Raw genomic sequence first — 23050 nt, 5'->3', positions numbered from 1 at the left:
CGGCAAGCTGCTGGCGCTGGGTCCGAACGGGAAGATTCCGAACGGAAAAGCTCAGATTGGGAAAACCCCGAACAGGAAAATTTTGCCGACCTTGCCACGTGGCAAGCCCTTGCTTGACCGCGAAACCGACGCGTATCCTTCCCAACCATGAGAACGCCTGCCGTCATCCTGCTTCTGCTGGTCATGCTGGCGCCGCGCCTGGGCGCTGCGCTGCCGCATGAGCTGGCCTGCGCCGGCATGAATGGGCACGCCATGGCGCCGGCTGAAGAGCGGGCGGTGACTCATCCGCACCATGAAGCGGCTGCTTTGAGCCACCACCATGCCAGTGCCGAAATACCCGCTCACCAGCAAGACCATCAACACCATCACCAGCAAGCGCCGCAGTCTGCTGATCAACAAACTGGTCAACAATCTGATCAACAAACGGCGCAGCAACTTGCTCAACCGAGTGAGCAAACCGATCGCAACGACACCGGCAACTGCCAGCACTGCGGTGATTGCGACGACCACTGCAGTGCCGTGCTGTTGACGGCACTGCCCCGCCTCAACCTGTTGTACTCGCCGACCCCGCTGGCGACGCTGATCGCTATGCAGCCGGTCAGCCGTCAGAACGATCTGAATCGCCCTCCCCGAACCGCCTTGTCGTAATCCGGTGCCAACTGCGCCGTGGCGTTGCCGTGCTCGCACGGTGGCGTCGCCCGCGCCAGTTTTCGCAACTGTTTTGCTGACGAGGCCGTCATGTTGCCGTTTGACAAAATTTCCCTTGCCGCTGGTCGTCAGGACCGAGGCTTGTTCGCGCTATCAGCTCGATTTGTCGTGCTGATGCTGTTGATGCTGCCGGTTCCGCAGGTCGCCGCGGATACGCTGCAGCAAGCGCTCGATGCCTATTGGTTACGCCAGCCGCAAGCTCAAGCCATGTCGGCGCGCCTGGACAGTGCCGCTGCCGGCAAAAGTCAGGCCGATGGCGTACTGGCCGGCGCCCCGACCCTGGCGCTGTCGCGCCGCGACCAGCGCGATGGCGCCAGCCGCGAAACCGAACTGGAAATGGCCTGGCCACTCAGCGGCAACCGCGACGATCGCCAGCGCCAGGCCGCTGCCACGGTCGTGGCAACCGAAGCCGATGCCAGCCTGCTGCGGGTGCAACTCGCGGCCGAACTAATTCGCATCGACAGCGAAAGGAAATTTCGCAGCGAACAATTGGCACTCGCTACCGCACGGCTGCAATTGACCGAAGCCCTGCAACGGGACGTCAGTCAAAAAGTCGCGGCGGGTGAACTCGCGCGCGCCGATCTGCTGACCGCGCAAACCGAAACGCTGGCCGCCACCACAGTCAGACTCGGCGCCGAACAAGCCGCTGAGGAAGCGCTGAGCCAGTGGCAATGGCGCACCGGCAACAGCAATGAATTGATCGACCCGGTCGATGTCCCGGTGAGCACCGATGTCGACAACAATCCGCAGTGGCAGCGTGCGAAAGCGTTGGCGCAAGCCGCGGCGGCGCGCAGCCATTTCGAACAACGCCGCAGTGGCGACATCGAACTCAGTCTGCTGCTGCGCCGGGAAGAAGATCCCGTGCTCGACGAGCAGATTGACAGTGCCGGCCTGCGCATCAGCGTGCCACTGTTCGCCGGTGCCGGGCGCAGTCAAGCCGTTGCCGACGCCGAGGCTGAACGCCTGCAGGCCGACGCCGAAGCCAAGCGCGTGCTGCTGACGCTGGCACAGGAACAGCAGCAAGCGCGCCGTTATTGGCAGCGCAGTGCCGAACAGGTGGCGTTGATGCAGCAACAGCAACAATTGGCGGAACAAAGTCTGCAATTGGCGCAAGCCGCTTTCGCTGCTGGCGAAACCACGCTCGCCGAGCGGCTGCGGGTACAGCAGCGACTATTCGACAGTCGCGAAGCCCTGTCGCTGCAACGCAAACAGCAGCGCGATGCGCTGGCCCGACTGATTGAAGCAGAAGGCGTACTGCCATGAACGGCTTACGGAAGAACGAGTCCATGACGAATAAATTATTTCTGGCCGCCTGGCTTGCCATCGGGCTGCTCAGCGGCGCCAGCTTTGGTCACGGTGGTGAAGATCATGCTGACGAAAAAGCCACTCCGACCAATCCGCTCATCACCGGCAGCGGCAGCCGTGCCAGCCTGCAAGGTGAATATGCCGAAGCCGTGCTGGTCGCCCAGCCTGAACAGTTGACGCTGTGGTTGGATGAAGCGGACAGCAATGCCCCGCTGCAAGCCGAACTGCAATTGCAGATCGATGGAACCGTCTTTGATTTGCATAGCGACACGATTGGTGTTTATCAGACGACGCTTGCCAGCCCACTCACTGCCGGTCCGCATCCGGTTGTGCTCAGCATGATTGCCGGCGATCAGAGTGAGTTGCTCAGTGGCACGCTGCAGATCGGCGCCAGTGAAGCGCCCGACTCTACGCATTCGTGGTCACCGTGGTGGTGGCTGCTGACAGTACCGGTCATCGCGCTGTTGGTCTTTACGCTACGGCGTCGGTCAGCGCAAAAACCGCAACGGTTTGATCGACCCCATGAGCAACATGCGCAGGAAAGACAGCAACAGCGGGAACGAGCGGATTCAGACAACCAACACGGCAACCGGAACCTGCTGATCATTCTGGTGGCGGTGCTGGTATCGATGCCACTACAACGGGCGTTTGGCCACGGTGGCGAGGATCATGCAGACGAGAAACCCGCAAGCATTGCAGTGAACGGCGACGCGCCCAAACGCTTGCCCGATGGCAGCTTGTTTGTGCCGAAATCGGCCCAGCGCTTGCTGAACGTGCGCACCGAGCGGGTGCAGGTGGCCGATCATGCGGTCAGCCTGCGACTGAACGGGCAAGTGATCGCCGATCCGAACGGCAGTGGTTTGGTGCAAGCACCGCAGGCCGGTCGGGTATTGCCGGTGCAAAATCGGTTGCCGGCGCTCGGCAGCAAAGTCCGCGCCGGCGAAACACTGGCGCTGCTGGAGCCAGTGATTAGTCAAAGCGAGCGCGCCAACCTGACCGGCGAACTGGCCCGGGTCGATGCCGCACTGACCGCAGCCAGCCAACGCTTGGAACGGCTCAATGGCATTCGCGACAGCGTGCCACGGCGTGACTACGAACAGGCCAGTGTCGATGTCGCCGGCCTGCGCGCCCAGCAGCAGGCGCTACGCGATTCGCTGCAAGCCAAGCTGCCGTTGCGGGCACCGATTGCCGGCGTGATCAGCGACACCAGCGTGGTCGCCGGCAGTCAGGTTGAGGCCGGTCACACCGTGTTCGAAATTGTCAGCAGCAACGCCCGGGTCATTGAAGCGGCCGCCTACGATGACCGCTATTTGCAAACCGTGCAGAGTGCAGTGTTTCTACACGATGGTCGGCAGTATCCGCTGCGCCTGCTCGGCATCGGCCGCAAGCTGCGCGATCAGGCCATGCCGGTGCAATTCCAGATGCAGAACAGCAGCGGCGTCAGTTCCGGCGAACTCGCCATCGGCACCATCGGCACGGTGCTGGTCGCCAGTGCCGAACAGCATCGCGGCGCGTCGGTACCGCAATCGGCGCTGCTGCGCGGTGACGATGGCCGCGCCCAGGTGCTGATCAAAATTGCACCCGAACAATTTCGCTTGCTGACCGTCAGCAGCGAGCCGCTGCCCGACAACCGTGCGCTGATCAGCAGCGGTCTTGCCGGTGGCGAGCGCGTCGTGATCAGCAACGCCAGCTTGCTGCAACAAATCCGATAGGCGCCCGCGTATGTTCAATCAAATTGTTGAAACCAGCCTGCGCCAGCGTTTGTTTGTACTGGTGTTGGCGGCACTGCTACTGATCGGCGGCGTGGTGACGCTAAAGCGCCTGCCGGTTGATGTGTTCCCGGATCTGAACCGGCCAACCGTCACCGTGATGACCGAAGCGCCCGGCATGGCACCGGAGGAGGTCGAGCAGTTTGTCAGCTTCCCGCTGGAGTCGGCGCTCAACGGCATGCCGGGCGTCAGTCGGGTTCGCTCGGTCTCCGGCATCGGTTTGTCAGTGATTTATGTCGAGTTTGATTGGGGCAGCGACATCTACCGCAATCGCCAGCTGGTTGCCGAGCGTTTGCAGAGTGCCCGCGAGCAATTGCCGCCAACGACCACGCCGCAACTGGGTCCGATCTCGTCGATCATGGGCGAGATACTGCTGATTGCCCTGAGTGCCGATGGCGTCGATCCGAAACAGCTGCGGGAAATTGCCGAATACGATTTGCGACCGCGACTGCTTGCCATCGCCGGGGTCGCTCAGGTCATTCCGATTGGCGGTGAAGTGCGCGAGTTCCGGGTGACACCGGACCCGCAGCGACTGAGTGCGCTCGGCGTCACGCTGGCGGAATTGTCGGACGCGCTGCGTGATTTCGGCCAGAACACCAGCGGTGGATTTCTCGATCAGGCCGGGCGCGAATACCTGATCCGGCATCAGGGTCGCAACACCTCGCTGGCCGACTTGCAACGCCTGGTGGTGGCGCATACCGATCAGCATCCGGTGCTGTTGACCCAGGTCGCCGAGGTCAGCATGGCGGCCAAACCCAAGCGTGGCGACGGCAGTTTCAATGGTGCGCCGGCGGTGGTGTTGTCAGTGCAGAAACAACCCGGCGCCGACACGCTGGCGCTGAGCCGCGCCGTTGAAGCGGAGCTGAGTCATTTCAATCAGACCCGGATGGAAGGCCTGAAGCCGGCCGAAGTGTTGTTCCGGCAGGCGACGTTTATCGAAGCGTCGGTCAGCAACGTTCAAGAGGCGCTGCGTGACGGGGCGCTGATGGTGTTGATTGTGCTGGTGGCGTTCCTGATGAGCGCGCGCACCACGCTGATTTCGCTGACGGCCATACCGCTGTCGATCGCAGTGACCATTCTGGTCTTCAGCTGGCTCGGCCTGACCATCAACACAATGACGCTCGGCGGCATGGCGATTGCCGTCGGTGAGCTGGTCGACGATGCCGTGGTCGACGTTGAAAACATTCTGCGCCGGCTGCGCCAACGCGGCACCGACAGCGTGCTCAGCGTGGTTCGCGCGGCGTCGATTGAAGTGCGCTCCGGCATTGTTTACGCCACCGCCATTGTCGTGCTGGTGTTCGTGCCGCTGTTTGCTCTGCCCGGTATCGAGGGCCGCTTGTTTGCGCCGCTCGGCATCGCTTACATCGTGTCGATTCTGGCCAGCTTGCTGGTCTCGATGACAGTGACGCCTGTGCTGGCGTCGCTGCTGCTGCCACGGGTCAGTCAATTGGCGAAAGCCCGGGGTTCGGCGCAGCAAAATGCCGCCGGTGCCGATCACGACAGTCTGCTGGTACGCTGGTTGAAAGCGCGCGATGAACGGTTGCTGTACTGGAGCTTCGCCCACGCCAAACCGGTGCTGCTGAGCGCCGCTGCTTTGGTGTTGCTGGCAGTGGCACTGGTGCCGCTGTTGCCACGGAGTTTTCTGCCGCCGTTCAACGAAGGCACGCTGACGGTCAACCTGATCATGAAGCCCGGCGTGTCGCTGGAGGAATCGAACCGGGTCGGCAGCTTGGCCGAACAACTGATTCTGCAAGTACCGGAAGTGCTGAGCACCGGGCGCCGGACCGGTCGCGCCGAAATGGATGAACACGCCGAGGGCGTGCATTACAGCGAGATCGATGTCGATCTGCGCGCGGACGATGGCGAACATGACAGCCGGCCGCGCGAACAATTGATCACCGAACTGCGGCAACGGCTGAACCAGTTGCCGGCCAGCATCAGCATCGGCCAGCCCATTTCGCACCGGCTGGATCACCTGTTGTCCGGGGTTCGGGCAGAAATCGCCATCAAGATTTTTGGTGACGATCTCGACAGCTTGCGCGGTCTGGCCGAAGGCCTGCGCGAACAGCTGGGCAGCATTCCCGGCGTGGTCGATCTCAGCATCGAAAAACAAGTGCGGGTGCCGCAACTGCAAGTGCAGCTCGATTACGCCCGCGCCGCGGCGCTCGGCGTGTCACCAGCACAAGTACTGCGGTCGCTGGAACAGTTGGTTGGCGGTGAACACATCAGCCAACTGGTCGATGGCAATCGCCGTTACGATCTGGTGGTGCGGGTGGACGACGCCTACCGCAACGCCGACGGCTTGTCGCGGCTGTTGATTGCCACCCCCAATGGCAATGTGCCATTGACCGAAGTCGCCAGTGTTCAGGAAACCGATGGTCCTAATCAGATCGGCCGCGAGCAATCGCGTCGACGCATTGTGCTGGCTGCCAACACCGGTGGCCGGGCGCTGTCGGCGGTGGTCGCCGATATCCGCGCCGTGCTCGATCGCTATCCGCTGCCGCAGGGCTACAGCGTGGCGCTGGAAGGGCAATTCCAGGCACAGGAACAGGCCACCAAGCTGATCTCGCTGCTGTCACTGGTGTCGCTGGCGCTGATCTTTCTGGTGCTGTACAGCCGCTATCGCTCGGCGACGTTGACGCTGCTGATCATGGCCAATATTCCGCTGGCACTGGTCGGCAGCGTGTTTGCCCTGTATCTGGCCGGGCAACCCTTGTCGGTGGCCAGCCTGATCGGTTTCATCACACTGGCTGGCATCAGCGCCCGCAACGGCATTCTGAAAATCAGCCACTATCTGAATCTGTGTGCGCACGAAGGCGAGCAGTTCGGCCCGGCCATGATCATTCGCGGCTCGCTGGAGCGACTGACGCCGGTGCTGATGACTGCGCTGACGGCGGCGTTTGCGCTGATTCCGCTGGTGCTGTCGGCCGGCGAGCCCGGCAAGGAAATCCTGCATCCGGTCGCCCTGGTCATTTTTGGCGGCCTGATCAGCTCAACGCTGCTCGACACACTGGTGACACCGGTGGCGTTTTTGCTGGTCGGAGAAAAGCCGCTGCGCAAGCTGCTGAGCCAAACCAACAGCGAAACGTATTGAAACACAAACACCGCTTGAGCTTGCCACGTGGCAAGCCAGCACAATAGCTACCGTTTCCACCCGCTATTTTTTACAGGAGCTGCATCATGAATCTAAAGACACTGCTCATCACGCTCAGCACAACGCTCACCGCACTGCTATTCAGCGGCGTCAGCGTTGCTCATGACGACAACTGGCTGGATCAACAAAAAGCACCGCACGACGGTCAATTGCGCATGGCCGGTCAATACCATATCGAGCTGGTTTTGACCGACAAAGGGATGGACGCCTACCTGACCGACCATGCCTTTGTTGCCCAGCCGAGCCAGGGCGGCAGCGCCGCGGTTACCGTGCTGGCCAACAAGAAAGTGAGCCAGCTGAAACTGACCGCCAGCGGCGACAATCAGCTGACCGGCACTGGCAGCTATGAACGCAGCGCCGACATGCAGGTGGTGGTGGTGTTGAACATGCCGGGCCAGTCTCCGCTGCAGGCAAAGTTCACCCCGCTGCGCAAAGCCGCCGCCAGCGGTCACGATCATGGCGACGATCATAGCCATGAAAAGGCCGAGCACAGTCACGACCACACAGATGATCACCAACACTGAGCCTTGCTGACTTCAATCAAAACCCAAGTTGACCGCCGCCGATGGCCGCGACAGGTAACCACCATGAGAAAAACGAAATTTGTGAGCGGGCTCAGCTTTGGCGCGGTGCTTGGCCTGAGCTTGCTCGGCAGCCCCAGTTTTGCCGGTACCGATCCGCTGCTGACCGTCGCCGCATTTCATCAGGCGATGCAGCAAGGCGACAAGAACGCCGTGCTGGCAAAGCTGCGCGACGATGTGCTGATTTATGAATCCGGCCACGTCGAACGTTCGCGCCGGGAGTATGGCGAACACCACCTGTCGGCCGATATCGCCTTCAGTCAGGCGGTCAAGCGGAAGGTGTTGAAGACCGACAGCGCGATCAACGGCGCGCTGGCGGTCGTCACGCAAGAAACCGAAACCACCGGTCGCTACCAGGACAAGGATGTGCATCTCATCGGCGTTGAAACCACGGTGCTGGTCCAGACCGGTGACGACTGGCAGATCCAGCACGTGCACTGGTCATCGCGCAAAGCCCACTGAGCCGGTGACAAGCACTGAGAAGCGTATTTGCTGCGAAAGGCTGGCCACCGGAAACTCTGCGCATGTCGATAACTTCATTCCCAGCCGTCATATCAGTAAGCGATACTGCTGGCTTGACAGTCCGGTCACGGGCAAGGCACTGTGCGGACATCATGACGATGTTCGCTGCTCTGACCCAGGTCGGTCTTACGACCACCAGCACCGGCACTACCCGCAAACGGGTGGTGGCGACCGGCGCGTAAGTCAGAAACACGACGCGCAGTGAAGCCCGCCACCCGAACAGGGTCGCGGGCTTTTTTGTTGCCTCGCGATCGGTGTCGGTGAGGCCGACAGCTGGCTTAGCGGGCAAAACGTGACCGACAAAAAGGCAGTGCTGGTTCAGGGAGACCGCGACATGCTGGTGATGAAATTCGGTGGCAGTTCACTTGCCACCGCCGATCGAATGCAACAGGTCATCGCCTTGACCGCGGCGGCTTGCGCCGGTCGTCACGCGCACAACCCTGGTGAAGATCAGGGCCAGACCCAAGATGACAACCGCGAAACGGTGGGTCTGGTGGTGTCAGCATTGGGCGGCGTCACCGATCAACTGGTGCGGCTGCAGAGCGCTGCGCTGCGTGGCGAAAACGCCGATGCCGAACGGGCCGCACTGGGCAATCGGCATCTGGATCTGCTGGCTCAGCTGCCATCGCTGTCAGAAGCCGTGCAAGCGCAGCTTCGCGGCGCCATTGGCCAACGATTGCAGCAACTGGATCGCGATCTGGATGGCGTGCGTCTGCTGCGCGCCTGCCCTGATGAAGTGCAGGCCCGCATTCTGGCCTGTGGTGAGCAATTGTCGGTGCTGATCGTCGAGGCGCTGCTGCGCGCCCGTGACTTGCGAGTGCAGTTGGTCGACCCGGCCACGCTGATCCGCACGCAGGGACCGGTGCTGGAAAGCACACCGCAATTGGAAAAAATTGATGCGCTCGGCGCGGCGCTGCGGACGCTGCCCGTTGATGTGATTCTGCTGCCCGGTTTTATCGGTGCCGACGAACGCGGTACATTGACTCTGCTCGGCCGCAACGGCTCTGATTATTCTGGAGCCCTGCTCGCTTACGCGCTGGATGCCAGCCTGTGCGAAATATGGACTGATGTCGACGGCGTTTACAGCGCCGATCCGCGCCGGGTGCCGCACGCCCAATTGCTCGATTCGCTGAGCTATGAAGAAGCAATGGAATTGTCCTGGTTTGGTGCCAAGGTGTTGCACCCGAAAACCATCGGCCCGCTGGCGCTCAAACGCATCGATATCCGGATTCGCAACACCCTCAACCCGTCGGCTCCCGGCACCCACATTGGTCCGCGACAAAGCGTGGTGCCATCACTGGCGCGCGGCCTGACCCTGCTCGATCAGGTGGCGCTGATCACCCTTTCCGGTCCCGGCATGCAAGGCGTGCCCGGCATTGCCGCCCGCATTTTTGCCGCCGTCGCCCGGGAACAGATTTCGGTGATGTTAATCACCCAGGGCAGTTCAGAGTTCAGCCTCAGCTTCGCGGTACCGGCGCGCGAACAAGCACGCGCCATCGCGGCGCTGGAACAGGATCTGGCGCTGGAGCGGCGCAGCGAATTGATCCGGCCGTTTGATGTGCTGGCCGACGTCGCGATTCTGACCCTGGTCGGTGATGGCCTACACCAGCAGCGCGGTGTCGCCGGGCGCTTCTTTGCCGCACTGGCAGCGACCCGGGTCAATGTCATTGCGATAGCCCAGGGCTCCAGCGAGCGCTCGATTTCTGCCGTCATCGGCCGCAACGAAAGCGAGCGCGGCCTGCGTGGCGTGCACCAGCAATTCTTCGAGAGCCGCCAGCGTATCGAAGTGTTTTTGATTGGCACCGGCACGGTTGGCAGCGCACTGCTCGAACAACTGGACAGCCAGCAGGAGTTCCTGCGTGCACATGGCATCGATCTGCGCCTGTGCGGCGTGGCCAACTCGCGCCAGCTGCGGCTCAGCAATGATGGCATGGCACCCGCTGCCGCCAAGCAGGCGCTGGCCGATGGCGAAGCGTTCTCGATTGACCGGCTGATCAGCCATATCAGCAACAATGGCTATCTGAATCCGGTGATCGTCGATTGCACCAGCGACGCCGACATTGCCCGCGCCCAATTGAAAGCGCTCGAACAGGGTATTCATGTTGTCACTGCCAATAAGAAAGCCAACACGTTCGACATGGCGTTCTACCGCGCGCTGCGGCAAACCGCCGATCGGCAGAACTGCCGCTATCTGTACGAAACCAATGTCGGCGCCGCCCTGCCGGTGATCGACACGCTGCAGAACCTGATCAAGAGCGGTGACGCGTTGCAGCGTTTTGCCGGCATCCTGTCGGGCTCGCTGTCCTATGTTTTTGGTCTGCTCGATGACGGTGTCGCGTTTTCCGACGCGGTCAAGGATGCCCGCAGCCGCGGCTTCACCGAGCCGGATCCGCGCGATGATCTGTCGGGTATGGATGTCGCGCGCAAACTGCTGATCCTGCTCCGGGAGTCGGGTCAGCTCGCCGAACTCGGCGACGTCGATGTGCAAAGCATTTTCCCGCCGGATTTCGATGTCGGTGGCAGCGTCGACGCGTTCATGGCCCGACTGCCACAAGTGGATGCCTATTTCGCCAGCAAGATGCAGCGTTTGCAGGCCGAACGAAAAACGCTACGCTTCGCCGGTGAAATCGCCGACGGCCGCTGCCGCGTTGGCTTGATGGAAGTCGATGCTGGGCATCCGCTGTTCGCCATCAAGGGCGGCGAGAATGCGCTGGCGTTCTACACGCGGCGCTATCAACCGGTACCCTTGGTCATCCGCGGCTATGGTGCCGGCGCCGCCGTCACCGCCGGTGGCGTGTTTGCCGATATATTGCGTACCGTTTCGTTTCACCCGGCCCGGAAGTCCGACTGATGCGTGTCACAGCCGCTTTTGTTACCACCATTGTCACCGGTAAATGTGTCGCTGCATTTGCACGGGCAGCCGATGAACGGCTCTCGATTACGTTCCATCCACACCGGAAGTCTGACTGATGCGTGTCACAGCTTTTGCTCCCATTTCCACCGGCAATTTCATTGTCGGTTTCGATGTGCTTGGCGCGGCCTTGCAGCCGGTTGATGGCGCTCCGCTCGGTGACTGGGTCACGGTCGAAGATGCCGCGACGACGATCACCACCATCGGAGGTCCATTTGCCAACGCACTGCCAGCCGACCCGCACAGCAATATCGTCCACACCTGTCGCGAACGTTTTGAACAAGAGCTGAATAAAAAAGGCGGGACGCCGCGACCAAATCGTTTGAGCCTGCACAAAGCCTTGCCGGTCGGCTCCGGCCTCGGCTCCAGCGCCGCCTCGGCGGTCGCGGCATTGCAGGCACTGAACCTGTTTTATCAGAACGCATTGACCGACCGGGAAGTGCTGGTGCTGGCCGGCGAAATGGAAGGCCGGATCAGTGGCAGCGTGCATTACGACAACGTGGCTCCGGCCCTTCTTGGTGGTTTGCAATTGCTGGTTCCGGATGCGCGATTGTCGGTCGGTTTGCCGCTGCCGCCCTGGCATCTGGTGCTGTATTACCCCGGCATTGAAGTGGCAACGCGCACGGCCCGTGCAGTGCTGCCGGCACACTACGATCTGCACACCGTGACGGCGTTCGGGCAACGGCTGGCCGCGTTTGTTCAGGCCGCCACTGCACACGATTGGTCACACGCCGCCGCCCTGTTGTCGGATGAATTGATCGAGGCGCATCGGGCGCCGCTGGTGCCGGGTTTTGTTGCCGCCAAGGCGGCGGCGCTCGCCAGCGGCGCGCTGGCATTCAGCCTGTCTGGCGCCGGCCCGACCTGCATCGCGGTCTGTGCCGATGCCAACACGGCAGCGCGCGTACGCGAGGTGCTGGATGCGGCCTTTCCGCTGCAGGCAAAGCGGCAAGTGTGGATCTGTCGGTTCGATGCCATTGGCGCGCGTCCATGGCCGGTTGCAGTGCCGGGTCAGTAAGCGGATCGCTGCGCGGTTTTGGCAAGAATCAATCTGGTCGCCCGCGCGATAACGCGGCGGCCTTGCAATCAATCGGTTTTGATGGACTCTGCACCATGAAGCTTTACAACCTCAAACACAGCGACGAACAAGTCAGCTTCCGGCAAGCGGTGTTGCGCAGCATTGGTCGCGACAGCGGCCTGTTCTACCCCACGGCGCTGCCGCGCTTTGCTGATGTCGACGCGCTGCTGGCCCAGCCGTTTGTGGCCCGCTCGCAAACGATTCTGGATCGGTTGCTGGGCGAAGATTTTGACGCCGGCGTCATCCCGGCACTGGTCGAGCGCGCCTTTACTTTTCCGGCGCCAGTGCACGCGGTCAGCGAGAAAGTCTCGGCGCTGGAGTTGTTTCACGGTCCGACGCTGGCGTTCAAAGATTTTGGTGCCCGCTTCATGGCCCAGGTGATGGCGCACCTGCTCGAACGCGGCGATCATCAAGGCCCGCTGACCATCGTCAGCGCCACCTCCGGCGACACCGGCGCCGCAGTTGCCCATGCGTTTTATGGCCTGCCGAATATTCAGGTGGTGATTTTGTATCCCAAGGGCCGCATTTCCAGTTTGCAGGAAAAGCTGTTCTGCACGCTCGGCGGCAATATCCGCACCCTGGCCGTCGATGGTGACTTCGACAGTTGTCAGGCGCTGGTCAAGCAATGCTTTACCGACCGCGAATTCGTCACCCGTTTTGGCTTGAACTCGGCCAACTCCATCAATATTGCCCGGCTCATTGCCCAGAGCACCTATTACTTTGAAGCGCTGGCGCAGCTACCACAGCGCGATCGGGTGGTGATCAGCGTACCGTCTGGCAATTTCGGCAACCTGACCGCCGGCTTGTTTGCCCAGGCGCTCGGCCTGCCAGTGCACGCCTTTGTCGCCAGCACCAATGCCAATGACACGGTTCCGCGTTATTTGCAGAGCGGCATCTGGAACGTGCGCAGCACCGTGCCGACCCTGAGTAACGCCATGGATGTCAGCGCGCCCAACAACTGGCCGCGTATCGAAGAATTGTTCGCGCACGCGCAGCGCTCACTCAGCAGTGAACTGCGCCACGCTGCCATTACCGAGCCGGAAACCCTGGCGGCACTGCGCGAGCTGGACCAACTCGGCTATCTGGCCGAGCCGCACGCAGCAGTGGCGTACGCCAGCCTGAAGCGCAATCTGCACGACAATGAAACCGGCTTGTTCCTGTGCACCGCCCATCCGGCCAAGTTCAAGGAAGCCGTCGAATCCACACTCAATCGCCAGTTGCCACTGCCGGCGGCGCTGGCCGAAGCCGACCGCCGTCCGTTGTTGTCACACGAGGTTCCGGCAACGCTGGCCGCCTTGCAACAGCAGATTGCCGCCGCCTGGCAGTAATCAACGCCGTCAGCAGTCCATCCCGCGCACCGCCGCCGGCCTGAACCGGGTCGGCGGAGGCGACGCCATTTCTTGTTACAGCCCGATACTTGTTGCGACCCACGCGCGCGTTACTATGTGCGCCATTAAAACCGCCCGTTCTGGTAAACCAGCCCGTTCTGGATAGCCGGCCACCTGCAGGAGCACCGTGACGATGAGCATCGCCAAAGCCTTGGACACCGCTGTGTCCGCCCTCAACAAAATCGGCCTGACCTTGAAAGCCGAACCGGATGCGCCGGTGGTTGCGGTTATCAGCCAGATTGCCGAACTCGGCCAGGACGATGCCACCGCCATCGCCCGCACCCTGCAACAGGCCAGCGCCTTCAACGACATGGTGCGCAGTGAAATCGGCCAGATGACCATTGCCAATCGCTACGAGTCGATCGCCAGCGATTTCAACTCGATTCGTGACGACGCCAAGAGCATGGTCGGCTACGTCGATGACGGTCGAGTCGACTGGAAAGAGAAAGCCGCGATGACCTGGATGCGCATCACCCGCGGCAGCATTCCGGATCGTTTCGACGACATCCGCAAAACCTATTTGACGGTTGCCAAGGATTGCAAAGAGCAGATCGATCGCGAGAAAAATATCCTGTTCGCCTATCAGGAATTCCGCGTCGCGATGAAGGAAAGCGAAGTGGCATCGCAGCGCCTGCTGAAAACCGCCGACGACAAACTCGCCGCCGCCAAAGCCGGGCTGCAAAACGCCCAAGCGGCCGTCGATGCCGGTGATCGCAGCCAAGGCGAAGCCTTCGCCAAACTGGAACTCGCCCGCGATCAAGCCATGCGGGCATTGCAGGACGAAGACCGCCGCTACCAGGTCGCCAAGGATCTGGCCGACAACATCAAGGCCAGCTACGCCGCCGGTGAAGTCGTGATGGCGCGTCTGCTGCAAACCACCGCCGTAAAAGAACGCGTGTATCAGCAAGCCGTGACTTTCTTCTCGACCAACGAAACGGTGTTTACCGCGCTGTCGGCCGCCTTCACCTCGCTGCAAGGCTTGCACGAAGGCACCCAGACCCTCAACGCGATGAAAGATGGCGTCAACAAGGGCTTGGAATCGATTGCCGATCTCGGCACCGAAATCCAGATCGAAGGTCTGAAGGCCGGCTACGGCCCCGGCCTCGCGGTCGATTCCGTGCGCAAACTGGTCGATGCCGTGGTCGATTTCCAGGCCCGCTCGTTCGAGACCATCAAGGAAATGCGCGCCCTCTCGACCAAGAACGCCACTGAAATTGCCGAAACCGTCGAAGCCGGCAAGAAGCGCTTGAACGATCTGGTCACGCATCAGGCCGCGCAATAGGCAACAAACGGTGGCCCTGATGGCAAAAGCATCAATGCACAATGTGTTGAATGCTTTTGCCTGCCTCGCCCGTCTGACGAGCCGAGCAACGGAGAGGTCTGGCGGGGCCGTCGGCGAGGACTGTCTGAGCGCGCAGCGCGAGTTCCGCAGCCGCCGCCAGACCTTGAGTAGCACAGGGTACCGTGCGTAGCACGGCGAGGAATCGGGCATGTTTCTTTGGTTCCTTTCTTTGCGCCAAAGAAAGGAACTCGTTCGCCGGGGCGAAACCCGGCAATGCTAGCTATTGATTCCGGCCTGACAGAATGCGCATCGCCCCAAAAGAGACATCAGTATGACCGATACAAACGCCAAAGCGTTTGAAGAAAAACTGCTGACCATCGATCTCATCGATGGCCTGCGCCGCGAACAAGAGCGCCTCGATCTGGCGCTCAACGACGGCGAGCAGATGAAAGCGCTGCGTGGACAAATTCAGGCCTATTACCAGCAAGCCGGCATTGTCGTGTCGGATGCGGTGATTGATCAGGCCATTGCCGAGCGGCAAGCCCAGCGTTATGCCTTCAAGCCCAACAAACTGGGTGCTGTCGGTCGCGCCGTAGCCAGCTGCTATGTTTACCGCGGCCGCATTACCGCCAGCGCGGCGGTGCTTGCCGGTATCGTGCTGCTGGCCAGCTTCATCAACCAGCAGATCAGCAACTGGCAACAGCAGCGCGAACTGGATGCCTATCGTGCCCAGCTGCAACAGCAACTGGATGCGGTCCAGACCGAACAAGTCGCTGTCGCCAAGCTGCCACCGGCGCTGCCGGATCTGGCCAGCGACAAAATTCCGGCCTTGCCAAACTGGCTGCAGGAATTGCAAGCCAGCTACCAGCAGGCCTTGCTGGCGCTCGCCAGCAGCAAAAGCTGTGCAACGCTGCAACTTCCTGAACAGCTGCCATTGGCCTGGTCCGGTGAAGCGGAACTCGCCAGCTGTTCGGCCGCACTGCCGACAACCCAGGCAGCCAGCAAGCAGGCCACGCAACTCGTCAAAGCGCATCAGCAACTGGCCACGGCGGTGAGCCAATACGATTTACTGCAGCAACGCCTTAACGCCAACTCGGCGCTGAGCGAATGGCGCGCCGTTGCCAGTGTCATGGCGGAAACGACCGCTCGCACGGCCATCGGCAGTGATCGCCTGCAGTTTGTCGAGTACGCCGGCAAAGCCAGCCAAACGCTGGATATCATTGCCGCCGTCGCTGGCACCCACACTCGCGCCAGCAGCTGCCTGAGTGACGCTGTAAAAGAAAGTGCCGGTGCCGATCGCGATGTCCTGAACGGTTTGCTTGGTGAAGGCCAGGCATTCAAGCAAGCGAGCAGCATTGATGGTGTTGATCGCTGGGCCAAGCACGCCGACCGCACCTGTGCATTTTTCAAAACCCCGATCACGCTGCGTATTGTCAGCGAGCCGGGCGAGAAAACCGGGGTATGGCGTTACTACGATGGCAACCGTGGCGCCAAAACCTATTACATCATTGTTGATGCAGTCACAGCCGGTGGCGACAAAGCGTCGGCCCTGATCCAGAGCGCGGAAGATCAGCAGCAATACGAGCGCCGCCGGTTTGGCGTGCGGGTCAATGAAAACACCTTTGAAGCAATCAAACGCGACAAACAGGACGACGGTCTGCTAACCCAACCGGAGGCGGGCAAAAAAGCCGCCAACAGTCTGCGCTGGCAACTGAGCAGCGGGTTTGACTCCAATTTCATTGCTGAGTGGTAAGCGTTTTTCCGGAGAACATCATGGCATCCAGCTCCACGCTCTATGCGCGTTTGCAAGCCGTTCGCAATGAGCATGACCGCGTACAAGCCGATTTTCAGCGGCAACAGTCGGCGCTGCAACAGGTGCAAACCGCGCTGGCCAGTACGCTGCAGCAGATCCGAGGCCATGTCATCGAGGCCATCCGTGCCGGTGAGCGCTTTGACTGGACCGACACCGACGAACAGGTATCCGCGCTGTTCAAACAGCTCTACGCCCGCAACGAAGCGCTGACCGAACAGCTGCAGCGCGACGATGCCGAGGCCGCCGCCGCCAATGAAGCCGTGCGCGCCGCCGTCAGCGAGCATGAAGCCGCGGTGCAGGCGCTGGCTCATCTGGATCAGCATATCGACAACGCCACCAACGAGGTGGCTGAGGTGCAGCAGCTGCGCGGCCGTATCGATGAGATCGAACTGCTGAGTGAGCGCCTGCAACACCAGCAAGCTGATGCCGCCGCCGACGCCAGTGAAAAGCGCAAGGCTTACGAAGGCGACCGCTACTTTCGCTATCTGTGGCAGCGAGGCTACGGCAGTGACCGTTATCAGGGCAGCAGCGTTGCCAGCCGCTTTGATCGCTGGCTGGCCGAAAACTGCTACTACCCTGACAATGCCCGGCAATATGAATTGCTGCTGGCAATACCGGTGCGCCTGCAGGCGGCAGTGACCGAATCGATCGAGCAGATCAAGGCACTGACCGCGATAATCGACAGCCATCGTGATCAGATTGCCGAGCGGATGCAGCGTCCTGCGGCACAAAAAATCGTGACAGATGCCGAGGCCAAGGTCAGCGCGGCGAAGGCCGTCGTCAGTGACATTCAACAGCGCATCGACGCGGCGAAGCAGGAAACCGGCGCCATCGCGATAGGCGAACACAATCTGCATCAGCGCATGACCCAGCTGGTTGCCGGCAGCGTCACCGATCGTGAACTGGCACGCTTCGTCAACGCCACGCTGACCACGGCCGATGATCAATTGCTGCAGCGCTACGACCTCGACTACCGCAAGCAACAGCAGCTGCAAGCCGAGCTGTCGAGTCTGCGCGCGTCGCAGCAATCGCTGGTGAACGAAGTCGCCGAACTGAATTCCGCCTACCAGCGCTCACAGGCGATTGAAGCCGCACTGATTGCAGCCGCCACGGCGCGTCGCTCGCATCATCGCTCCGGTGGCGGCATGTGGGGCGGCGGCGGTCTTGGTGGTGGTGGCTTCGGTGGCGGCGGCTTTGGCGGTGGTGGCGGTTTTGGTGGCGGCGGCTTTAAAACTGGTGGTGGGTTTTGAAGCTGGCAGGTTTGCCGACCGGAAAAAACTAGCGCGACAGTGAACTGGCGAACTCGCGTCAACCCGCGCGCAGCGCATCGACAATATTCAGCCGCGCTGCGCGTGCTGCCGGCAAGAAGCCGCCCAGCAAGCCCATGATCAGCGAGAAAATCAGCGCCTTGATGACGATTCCCGGCGTCAGAGAAAAGCTGAATGCCAGCTCGGAAAACGTTTGCCAGTTCATGGTCGAGATGGTGAAGAACTGCATGCCCGAGGCGAGCACCAGCCCAACGACACCACCCACCAGTGACAGCAGCAAGGCTTCCACCAGAAAGGCCGTCATCACCGCGCGGCGATTGAAGCCGATGGCACGCAAGGTGCCGACTTCAGCAACCCGGTTGGCGACAGCGGCATACATGGTGATCATGGCTCCGATCACGGCGCCGAGCGAAAAGATCACGCTGAGTGTCACGCCGAGATAGCGAATGAACAGCGCCATGACCCGTGACTGGTCGGCATAGAACTGCGTTTCGCGCTTGGCTTCAACGGTCAGGCGCGGATCGGCATCGAGCTCCTTGACCACAGCATCAAACTGGCCACTCTCGGTCAGCTTGAAGGTGGCAGCGGAAAAGACCGACCGACGGAACGACTGCATCATCAACTCGCTGTCGGCCCAGATTTCGGAATTGAAGCCAGTTTTGCCGGCATCGAACAACGCCACCACCACCCAGTCGCGCTGACCAAAGCGGATGGTTTCGCCCAAGCCTGCGCCCTGAAACCGTTCGGCGATTGCCCGGCCGGCGATCACTTCGGCACTGCCCGGCCGAAACATCCTGCCTTGAACAATTTGCACCTGTGGCCGCAACACGAGGCCAGCCTTGTTGGTGCCGCGAATGACCACGTTGGCTGGCTTGACCGTGCCACGCTTCTGCAAACTGATCAGCACAACGGATTCTTTCGCCAGCAATTTGCTGCCGTCCCGATCGGTCGCGACATGCGCATTGCTCTCAATGATGGCGGCCTGATTGCGGTCCACCACACTCTGCGCTTCTGTTTGTGAACCCTTGCGGATGACGGTGACATTGTCCGGCGAGCCGGTGGCGATCAGCGTCTCGGCCAGCCCCGCTTCCAGCATCAATACCGTTGCATAGACAAACACCACCAGCGCCATGCCACCGGCCGTCAGCAAGGTAGTCAGTTTGCGGGTTCGCAAATTGCGCCAGACATAAGAAAACGGAATGGACGACATCAGCCAATACTCCGCAGGCCGTCAACAATACGTATGCGGGCCGATCGGATAGCCGGAGTTGCCGCTGCCACCAGCGCAACCACCAGCGCACAGCCACTCTGCAGCCACGGCGTCTCACGCGCCACATTGAACACCGGGAAGACATTGTCAAGAGCGTTGCCAAAACCGCGCGCCAAGGGATAGGTCAGCGCAATGCCGATGACCGCGCCAACGGCACATAACAGCACCGACTCCAGCACAATCAGCATCGAGATAAAGCCGGGAGAAAATCCCAGTGCTTTCAGCGTCGCATATTCGCTGGTGCGTTCGCGGGCCGCCATGGCCATGGTATTGGCCATCACCGCCATGATGATCAGAATTACCACATACGAGACGATTTCAATCGCCACCACAATGGCCTCGGTCATCGACACAAAACCGAGCTGGAACGCTTTCTCGGTTTCGGTCAGCGTTTCCGCAAGGGAGTTGCGGAACTCCTTGTCGATGGCAGCGGAAATCTCAGCGACGTTATCAGGATTGTTGACCGAGACGATAAAAACGCCAGTGCGATTGGCCCGTCGCGGTGCCGACTTTTTCATGGTTTCATTCAGATAGTCCCAGTGAAAAAAGAACTGGTTCTCATCGGTATTCTGCTCACGGCCGTCATAGATAGCGCGCAGGACAAAGCTCCACTCGCCGGGAAAGATCGTGCCTTTGAGCGGAATGACATCGCCCACTTGCCAGCCAAAGCGCTTGGCCAGCTTGCGGCCAGCCACGACGCCGCGCCGATCCACCAGAAACGCCTTCTTGTCCGCCTCGGCGACAACAAACTCCGGGTACTGGTCCAGATAACCATTGGAGATGGCGAACTGCGGAAAGAAATTGCGCTCGTCGATATAGATGCCACCAAACCAGTTGGCCCAGCTGATGGCCGTGACGCCGTCAACCCGGCGAATCCGGTCCTTGTAACTGATCGGTAACGTGAACACCAACGAGATGCTGCTGCGGGTAACCAGCCGGGCGTTCGACGCGGCATCGGCGCCGGCATACCAGGCCGTCACGATGGTTTTCAGCAAACCAAACGCCAAAATCGCGACCACCAGCCCGGTCACGGTCAACACCGCGCGCAGCCGATGTCGCCAGGCATTGAGAAAGGCAGATTTGAGCAGAAACAAAAACATGGCCGGACTCAGCTCGCGGGTACGGCATTCGGCTTCAGCGAATGCGTCTTGCCATTGCTCTCCAGCGCAAACAGCTCGCCTTTGTCCAGATGCAACATGGCGTGGGCCGTTTCGGCAGCGCGGACATCGTGGGTCACCATGATTATGGTTTTGCCGAGTTCGCGGTTGAGTTGATCGAGCAGACGCAGGACCTCGGTCGCCGAGACTTTGTCCAAATCGCCGGTCGGTTCGTCGGCGACAATCAAAGAGGGATCGGTCACCAACGCACGAGCGATCGCAACGCGCTGCTGTTGGCCACCACTGAGCTCGGAGGGGTAATGGCTGGTGCGGTCACTCAAGCCAACCATCGCCAACGCCAGTTCGGCATGCTGACGGCGTTCACGCCGCGACAGCCTGGTAAGCATCAGTGGCAGCTCGACATTTTCCAGCGCCGTCAGCACCGGCATCAGGTTGTAAAACTGAAAAATGAAACCGACGTTGCCGGCGCGCCAGGCGGCGAGATCGCGCTCGCTCAATCGGGCAATATCCACGCCGTCGACCAGAATCTGGCCGCTGCTCGGTCGGTCGATGCCGGCGATCAAATTCAGCAAGGTGGATTTGCCGGAACCGGACGGCCCCATCAGCGCCAGAAAATCGCCACGCGCCACATCAAAGGTGATGTCGGCAAGCACCGGCACCGGTTGGCCGCCGCGATAATAGGTTTTGCTGACGCTCCGCAGCGATACCGCTGCCGGGGTCGCTGCTGTGCTGGTCTCGGTCACTGGGCTCATGGCAATCCGCACTCATTCCGCGACGGTGACGGCGGCGCCGGCTTTCAGCTCCGGCGCCGGATTCAGCACAAGCTTGTCACCGATTGTCAGATCGCCACTGATGATCTGGGCATCACCGAGCATACTCGCTACGGTCACGGCAATCACCTCCAGCTTGCCGTCACGAACCCGCAGCACTTCCTTGCGGTTGTCGACGCTGCGTATCGCCTGCGGATTGACGCCCATGCGCGGCTTGCGCTCGTCAGCTGCCAGCGTTCGCTCCAGGAACGCGACTTTTGCGCTCATGTCCGGCAACACCCGGGCATCGGTTTCGACAAAACGGATTTTGAACATCACGGTGGCTTTGCTGCGATCCACCGACGGCACCATGCTGGCAACTTCACCCAGCAGTCGCACTTCGGGCAAACCATCGAGCTGGATCTCGCAGGCTTGACCCAGCTTCACTTTGCCGAGCGACGCTTCCGAGACATCGGCTTCCACTTCAAGAGTGTTCATGTCGGCCATGCTGACGACGGCGCCCTTCGAATCCAAGCCGGTATTGAACGGACTGAGCACATCGCCGACGTTGGCGTTTTTGGTCAGCACGACGCCATCGAACGGCGCCCGGATGCTGGTATTTTCCAATGCCACCTGCGTCACCCGGACATTGGCTTCGGCTGCCTGAATCGCCGAGCGCCGGGCCGCGACGGCAGCTTTTGCCTGGGCATAACGTGCGTCGGCCAGATCGTAATCCGAGGTCGAAATGAGTTTTTGCGCAATCAACTCCTTGGCACGCTTGAAAGCGAGTTCGGTGTTGCGCAATTCCGCTTCGGCTTCCTGCAATTGCGAACGCGCTACAGCGGCGTTGGCTTGTGCCTGCTCGACTTGCGCTTTGACGTCAGAGTTTTCCAGCCGCGCGATCACCTCGCCCTGCTTGACCACACTGCCTTCGCGCACACCCAGCCATTCCAGCCGACCGGTGCCTTTCGAGGCGACCGCCGCCTTGCGCTGCGCCGCGACGTAGCCGGTGGCGTTCAGTACCGTAATCGGTTGCGACGGCCAGACATTGACGACGCTGGTGGTGCTGACGTTAGCCGGTCGGTTACCGCCGAGCACCATGATGACGACAACGGTCACCGCGATGGCCGCCAGCCAGATCAGACGCTTCGGCCACGGCGATCGGCTGCTGACGGTCAAACCGGAGCGATCGATTTTGAGTTGGTTCAGATCGGTGCTCATGTTCCCTTACCCACAAAGTTGTTATCAATTTGGTGTGCTGCACGGGCGCTGCTTGCAACGTTGTTCTTGCTGACGATCGTTCTGACTAACTGCCGGCTTTGCCGTGCACCGCGGCACAGACGCGGCAATCCGGATCCCGCTGCAGATACAACTGGCGCCACTGGCCTTGCCAGGCATCGTAGACCGTCAATTTCGGTTTGCTCTCACGCAGTCCGACGACCAGCTTGATGACTTCGACTGCCTGCAAGGCGCCAATCACGCCCACCAGCGGTGACAATACGCCGGCCTGCGCGCAGGTTTCCCCTTCGTCAACGCCATCGGGAAACAGACAGGCGTAACACGGCGATAAATCATCACCGCCATCACGATTGAGGAAAACGGCCAGTTGCCCTTCGCCGCGGATCGCGGCGCCGCTGACAAGCGGTTTGCGGGCGCGGACACAGGCGGTGTTCAGCAAAAAGCGGGTGGCAAAATTGTCACTGCAATCGACCACGACATCGGCCGCACGCACGCGTTCGCTGACATTGTCTTCGCTCAGCCAGCTGGTATACGCGTTGACCTGAACCGATGGATCAAGTGCCAGCATGCGGGTTCGCAGCGACACCGCCTTGAACTCCCCGATAGCGGCGCTGTCATGACCAATCTGGCGCTGCAAATTGGACAGCTCGACCCGATCTCCATCCGCCACCGTCACCGTCCCGATCCCGGCTGCTGCCAGATAAAGTGCCACCGGGCAGCCCAGACCGCCGGCACCGACAATCAGGACATGGCTGGCGCGCAAGCGTTGCTGGCCGGTGATATCGATTTGTGGCAACAGGATATGCCGGCTGTAACGCAGCAGTTCGTCGTCGGAAAACTCGGCCATGTGCGAAATCCCTGTTGCGTTTGTTGCTATCGTCGCCGTTGCTGCGGTCGT

Annotated in this window: 17 protein-coding genes; 11 read left to right on the top strand and 6 right to left on the bottom strand. The window is 61.0% G+C overall.

The features are described from left to right. Window positions 1–51 precede the first annotated feature (51 nt). Window positions 52–510 (bottom strand): hypothetical protein, encoded by a 459-nt coding sequence (locus HPT27_RS08010; RefSeq protein WP_172241454.1) that lies wholly within the window; start codon window positions 508–510, stop codon window positions 52–54. A 228-nt stretch (window positions 511–738) separates the two neighbouring features. Here HPT27_RS08010 and HPT27_RS08005 point away from each other — a divergent pair, with 228 nt between their 5' ends. From HPT27_RS08005 to HPT27_RS19065, 11 genes are all read left to right on the top strand, one after another. Continuing rightward, window positions 739–1971: a TolC family protein gene (locus HPT27_RS08005; RefSeq protein WP_172241451.1), complete on the top strand. Its 1233-nt coding sequence runs from the start codon at window positions 739–741 to the stop codon at window positions 1969–1971. Between the two features lie 23 nt (window positions 1972–1994). Then, entirely contained in the window at window positions 1995–3725 is a 1731-nt protein-coding gene (locus HPT27_RS08000) for an efflux RND transporter periplasmic adaptor subunit (RefSeq protein ID WP_172241448.1), read from the top strand. Between the two features lie 10 nt (window positions 3726–3735). Next, the gene (locus HPT27_RS07995) at window positions 3736–6876 is read left to right on the top strand and encodes an efflux RND transporter permease subunit (protein WP_172241445.1); all 3141 of its coding nucleotides are present in this window, start codon (window positions 3736–3738) and stop codon (window positions 6874–6876) included. 86 nt (window positions 6877–6962) lie between these two features. After that, window positions 6963–7460, top strand: a complete 498-nt coding sequence (locus HPT27_RS07990) for a hypothetical protein (RefSeq protein ID WP_172241442.1) — start codon at window positions 6963–6965, stop codon at window positions 7458–7460. A 63-nt stretch (window positions 7461–7523) separates the two neighbouring features. After that, a complete protein-coding gene (locus HPT27_RS07985) occupies window positions 7524–7979 on the top strand; it encodes a YybH family protein (RefSeq protein ID WP_172241439.1) in 456 nt (151 codons plus the stop codon). A gap of 394 nt (window positions 7980–8373) precedes the next feature. After that, the gene (gene thrA, locus HPT27_RS07980) at window positions 8374–10890 is read left to right on the top strand and encodes a bifunctional aspartate kinase/homoserine dehydrogenase I (protein WP_172241436.1); all 2517 of its coding nucleotides are present in this window, start codon (window positions 8374–8376) and stop codon (window positions 10888–10890) included. Between the two features lie 118 nt (window positions 10891–11008). Further along, a complete protein-coding gene (gene thrB / locus HPT27_RS07975; RefSeq protein WP_172241433.1) occupies window positions 11009–11965 on the top strand; it encodes a homoserine kinase in 957 nt (318 codons plus the stop codon). A 95-nt stretch (window positions 11966–12060) separates the two neighbouring features. Beyond that, window positions 12061–13353 carry a threonine synthase gene (gene thrC, locus HPT27_RS07970; protein ID WP_172241430.1) on the top strand — a complete coding sequence of 431 codons (1293 nt, stop codon included), beginning with the start codon at window positions 12061–12063 and terminating at the stop codon, window positions 13351–13353. Between the two features lie 193 nt (window positions 13354–13546). Further along, window positions 13547–14695 (top strand): cell surface protein, encoded by a 1149-nt coding sequence (locus HPT27_RS07965; protein ID WP_172241427.1) that lies wholly within the window; start codon window positions 13547–13549, stop codon window positions 14693–14695. 331 nt (window positions 14696–15026) lie between these two features. Then, window positions 15027–16448, top strand: a complete 1422-nt coding sequence (locus tag HPT27_RS07960) for a DUF6384 family protein (protein WP_172241424.1) — start codon at window positions 15027–15029, stop codon at window positions 16446–16448. 20 nt (window positions 16449–16468) lie between these two features. Beyond that, on the top strand, window positions 16469–17758 hold the full coding sequence (locus HPT27_RS19065) for a hypothetical protein (RefSeq protein ID WP_211197896.1): 1290 nt from the start codon (window positions 16469–16471) through the stop codon (window positions 17756–17758). Window positions 17759–17816: 58 nt separating this feature from the next. Here HPT27_RS19065 and HPT27_RS07950 read toward each other — a convergent pair whose 3' ends face one another. From HPT27_RS07950 to HPT27_RS07930, 5 genes are all read right to left on the bottom strand, one after another. After that, window positions 17817–18986 (bottom strand): ABC transporter permease, encoded by a 1170-nt coding sequence (locus HPT27_RS07950; protein ID WP_172241421.1) that lies wholly within the window; start codon window positions 18984–18986, stop codon window positions 17817–17819. Next, on the bottom strand, window positions 18986–20146 hold the full coding sequence (locus HPT27_RS07945; RefSeq protein ID WP_172241418.1) for an ABC transporter permease: 1161 nt from the start codon (window positions 20144–20146) through the stop codon (window positions 18986–18988). Before HPT27_RS07945 ends, HPT27_RS07950 begins: the two co-directional genes overlap by 1 nt. Before the next feature lie 8 nt (window positions 20147–20154). Further along, a complete protein-coding gene (locus tag HPT27_RS07940) occupies window positions 20155–20916 on the bottom strand; it encodes an ABC transporter ATP-binding protein (RefSeq protein WP_172241415.1) in 762 nt (253 codons plus the stop codon). Window positions 20917–20928: 12 nt separating this feature from the next. Continuing rightward, window positions 20929–22134: an efflux RND transporter periplasmic adaptor subunit gene (locus HPT27_RS07935; RefSeq protein ID WP_172241412.1), complete on the bottom strand. Its 1206-nt coding sequence runs from the start codon at window positions 22132–22134 to the stop codon at window positions 20929–20931. Between the two features lie 85 nt (window positions 22135–22219). After that, window positions 22220–22999, bottom strand: coding sequence for a HesA/MoeB/ThiF family protein (locus tag HPT27_RS07930; RefSeq protein WP_172241409.1), 780 nt, complete (start codon window positions 22997–22999; stop codon window positions 22220–22222). Window positions 23000–23050: the final 51 nt, after the last annotated feature.

The sequence above is a fragment of the Permianibacter fluminis genome (genome assembly GCF_013179735.1).
GTDB lineage: Bacteria > Pseudomonadota > Gammaproteobacteria > Enterobacterales > Permianibacteraceae > Permianibacter > Permianibacter fluminis.
Note: the sequence above shows the minus strand (reverse complement) of the source record. Positions and strands in the feature narration are given on the sequence as shown.

Bases quoted from the DNA above. Each gene is read 5' to 3' on its own strand.
- HPT27_RS08005 (WP_172241451.1), top strand. From the start codon at position 739: ATGTTGCCGTTTGACAAAATTTCCCTTGCCGCTGGTCGTCAGGACCGA.
- HPT27_RS07990 (WP_172241442.1), top strand. From the start codon at position 6,963: ATGAATCTAAAGACACTGCTCATCACGCTCAGCACAACGCTCACCGCA.
- thrC (WP_172241430.1), top strand. From the start codon at position 12,061: ATGAAGCTTTACAACCTCAAACACAGCGACGAACAAGTCAGCTTCCGG.
- HPT27_RS19065 (WP_211197896.1), top strand. From the start codon at position 16,469: ATGGCATCCAGCTCCACGCTCTATGCGCGTTTGCAAGCCGTTCGCAAT.
- HPT27_RS08000 (WP_172241448.1), top strand. From the start codon at position 1,995: ATGACGAATAAATTATTTCTGGCCGCCTGGCTTGCCATCGGGCTGCTC.
- HPT27_RS07960 (WP_172241424.1), top strand. From the start codon at position 15,027: ATGACCGATACAAACGCCAAAGCGTTTGAAGAAAAACTGCTGACCATC.
- HPT27_RS07930 (WP_172241409.1), bottom strand. From the start codon at position 22,999: ATGGCCGAGTTTTCCGACGACGAACTGCTGCGTTACAGCCGGCATATC.
- HPT27_RS07965 (WP_172241427.1), top strand. From the start codon at position 13,547: ATGAGCATCGCCAAAGCCTTGGACACCGCTGTGTCCGCCCTCAACAAA.
- HPT27_RS07995 (WP_172241445.1), top strand. From the start codon at position 3,736: ATGTTCAATCAAATTGTTGAAACCAGCCTGCGCCAGCGTTTGTTTGTA.
- HPT27_RS07945 (WP_172241418.1), bottom strand. From the start codon at position 20,146: ATGTTTTTGTTTCTGCTCAAATCTGCCTTTCTCAATGCCTGGCGACAT.
- thrB (WP_172241433.1), top strand. From the start codon at position 11,009: ATGCGTGTCACAGCTTTTGCTCCCATTTCCACCGGCAATTTCATTGTC.
- HPT27_RS07950 (WP_172241421.1), bottom strand. From the start codon at position 18,986: ATGTCGTCCATTCCGTTTTCTTATGTCTGGCGCAATTTGCGAACCCGC.
- thrA (WP_172241436.1), top strand. From the start codon at position 8,374: ATGCTGGTGATGAAATTCGGTGGCAGTTCACTTGCCACCGCCGATCGA.
- HPT27_RS07985 (WP_172241439.1), top strand. From the start codon at position 7,524: ATGAGAAAAACGAAATTTGTGAGCGGGCTCAGCTTTGGCGCGGTGCTT.
- HPT27_RS07935 (WP_172241412.1), bottom strand. From the start codon at position 22,134: ATGAGCACCGATCTGAACCAACTCAAAATCGATCGCTCCGGTTTGACC.
- HPT27_RS07940 (WP_172241415.1), bottom strand. From the start codon at position 20,916: ATGAGCCCAGTGACCGAGACCAGCACAGCAGCGACCCCGGCAGCGGTA.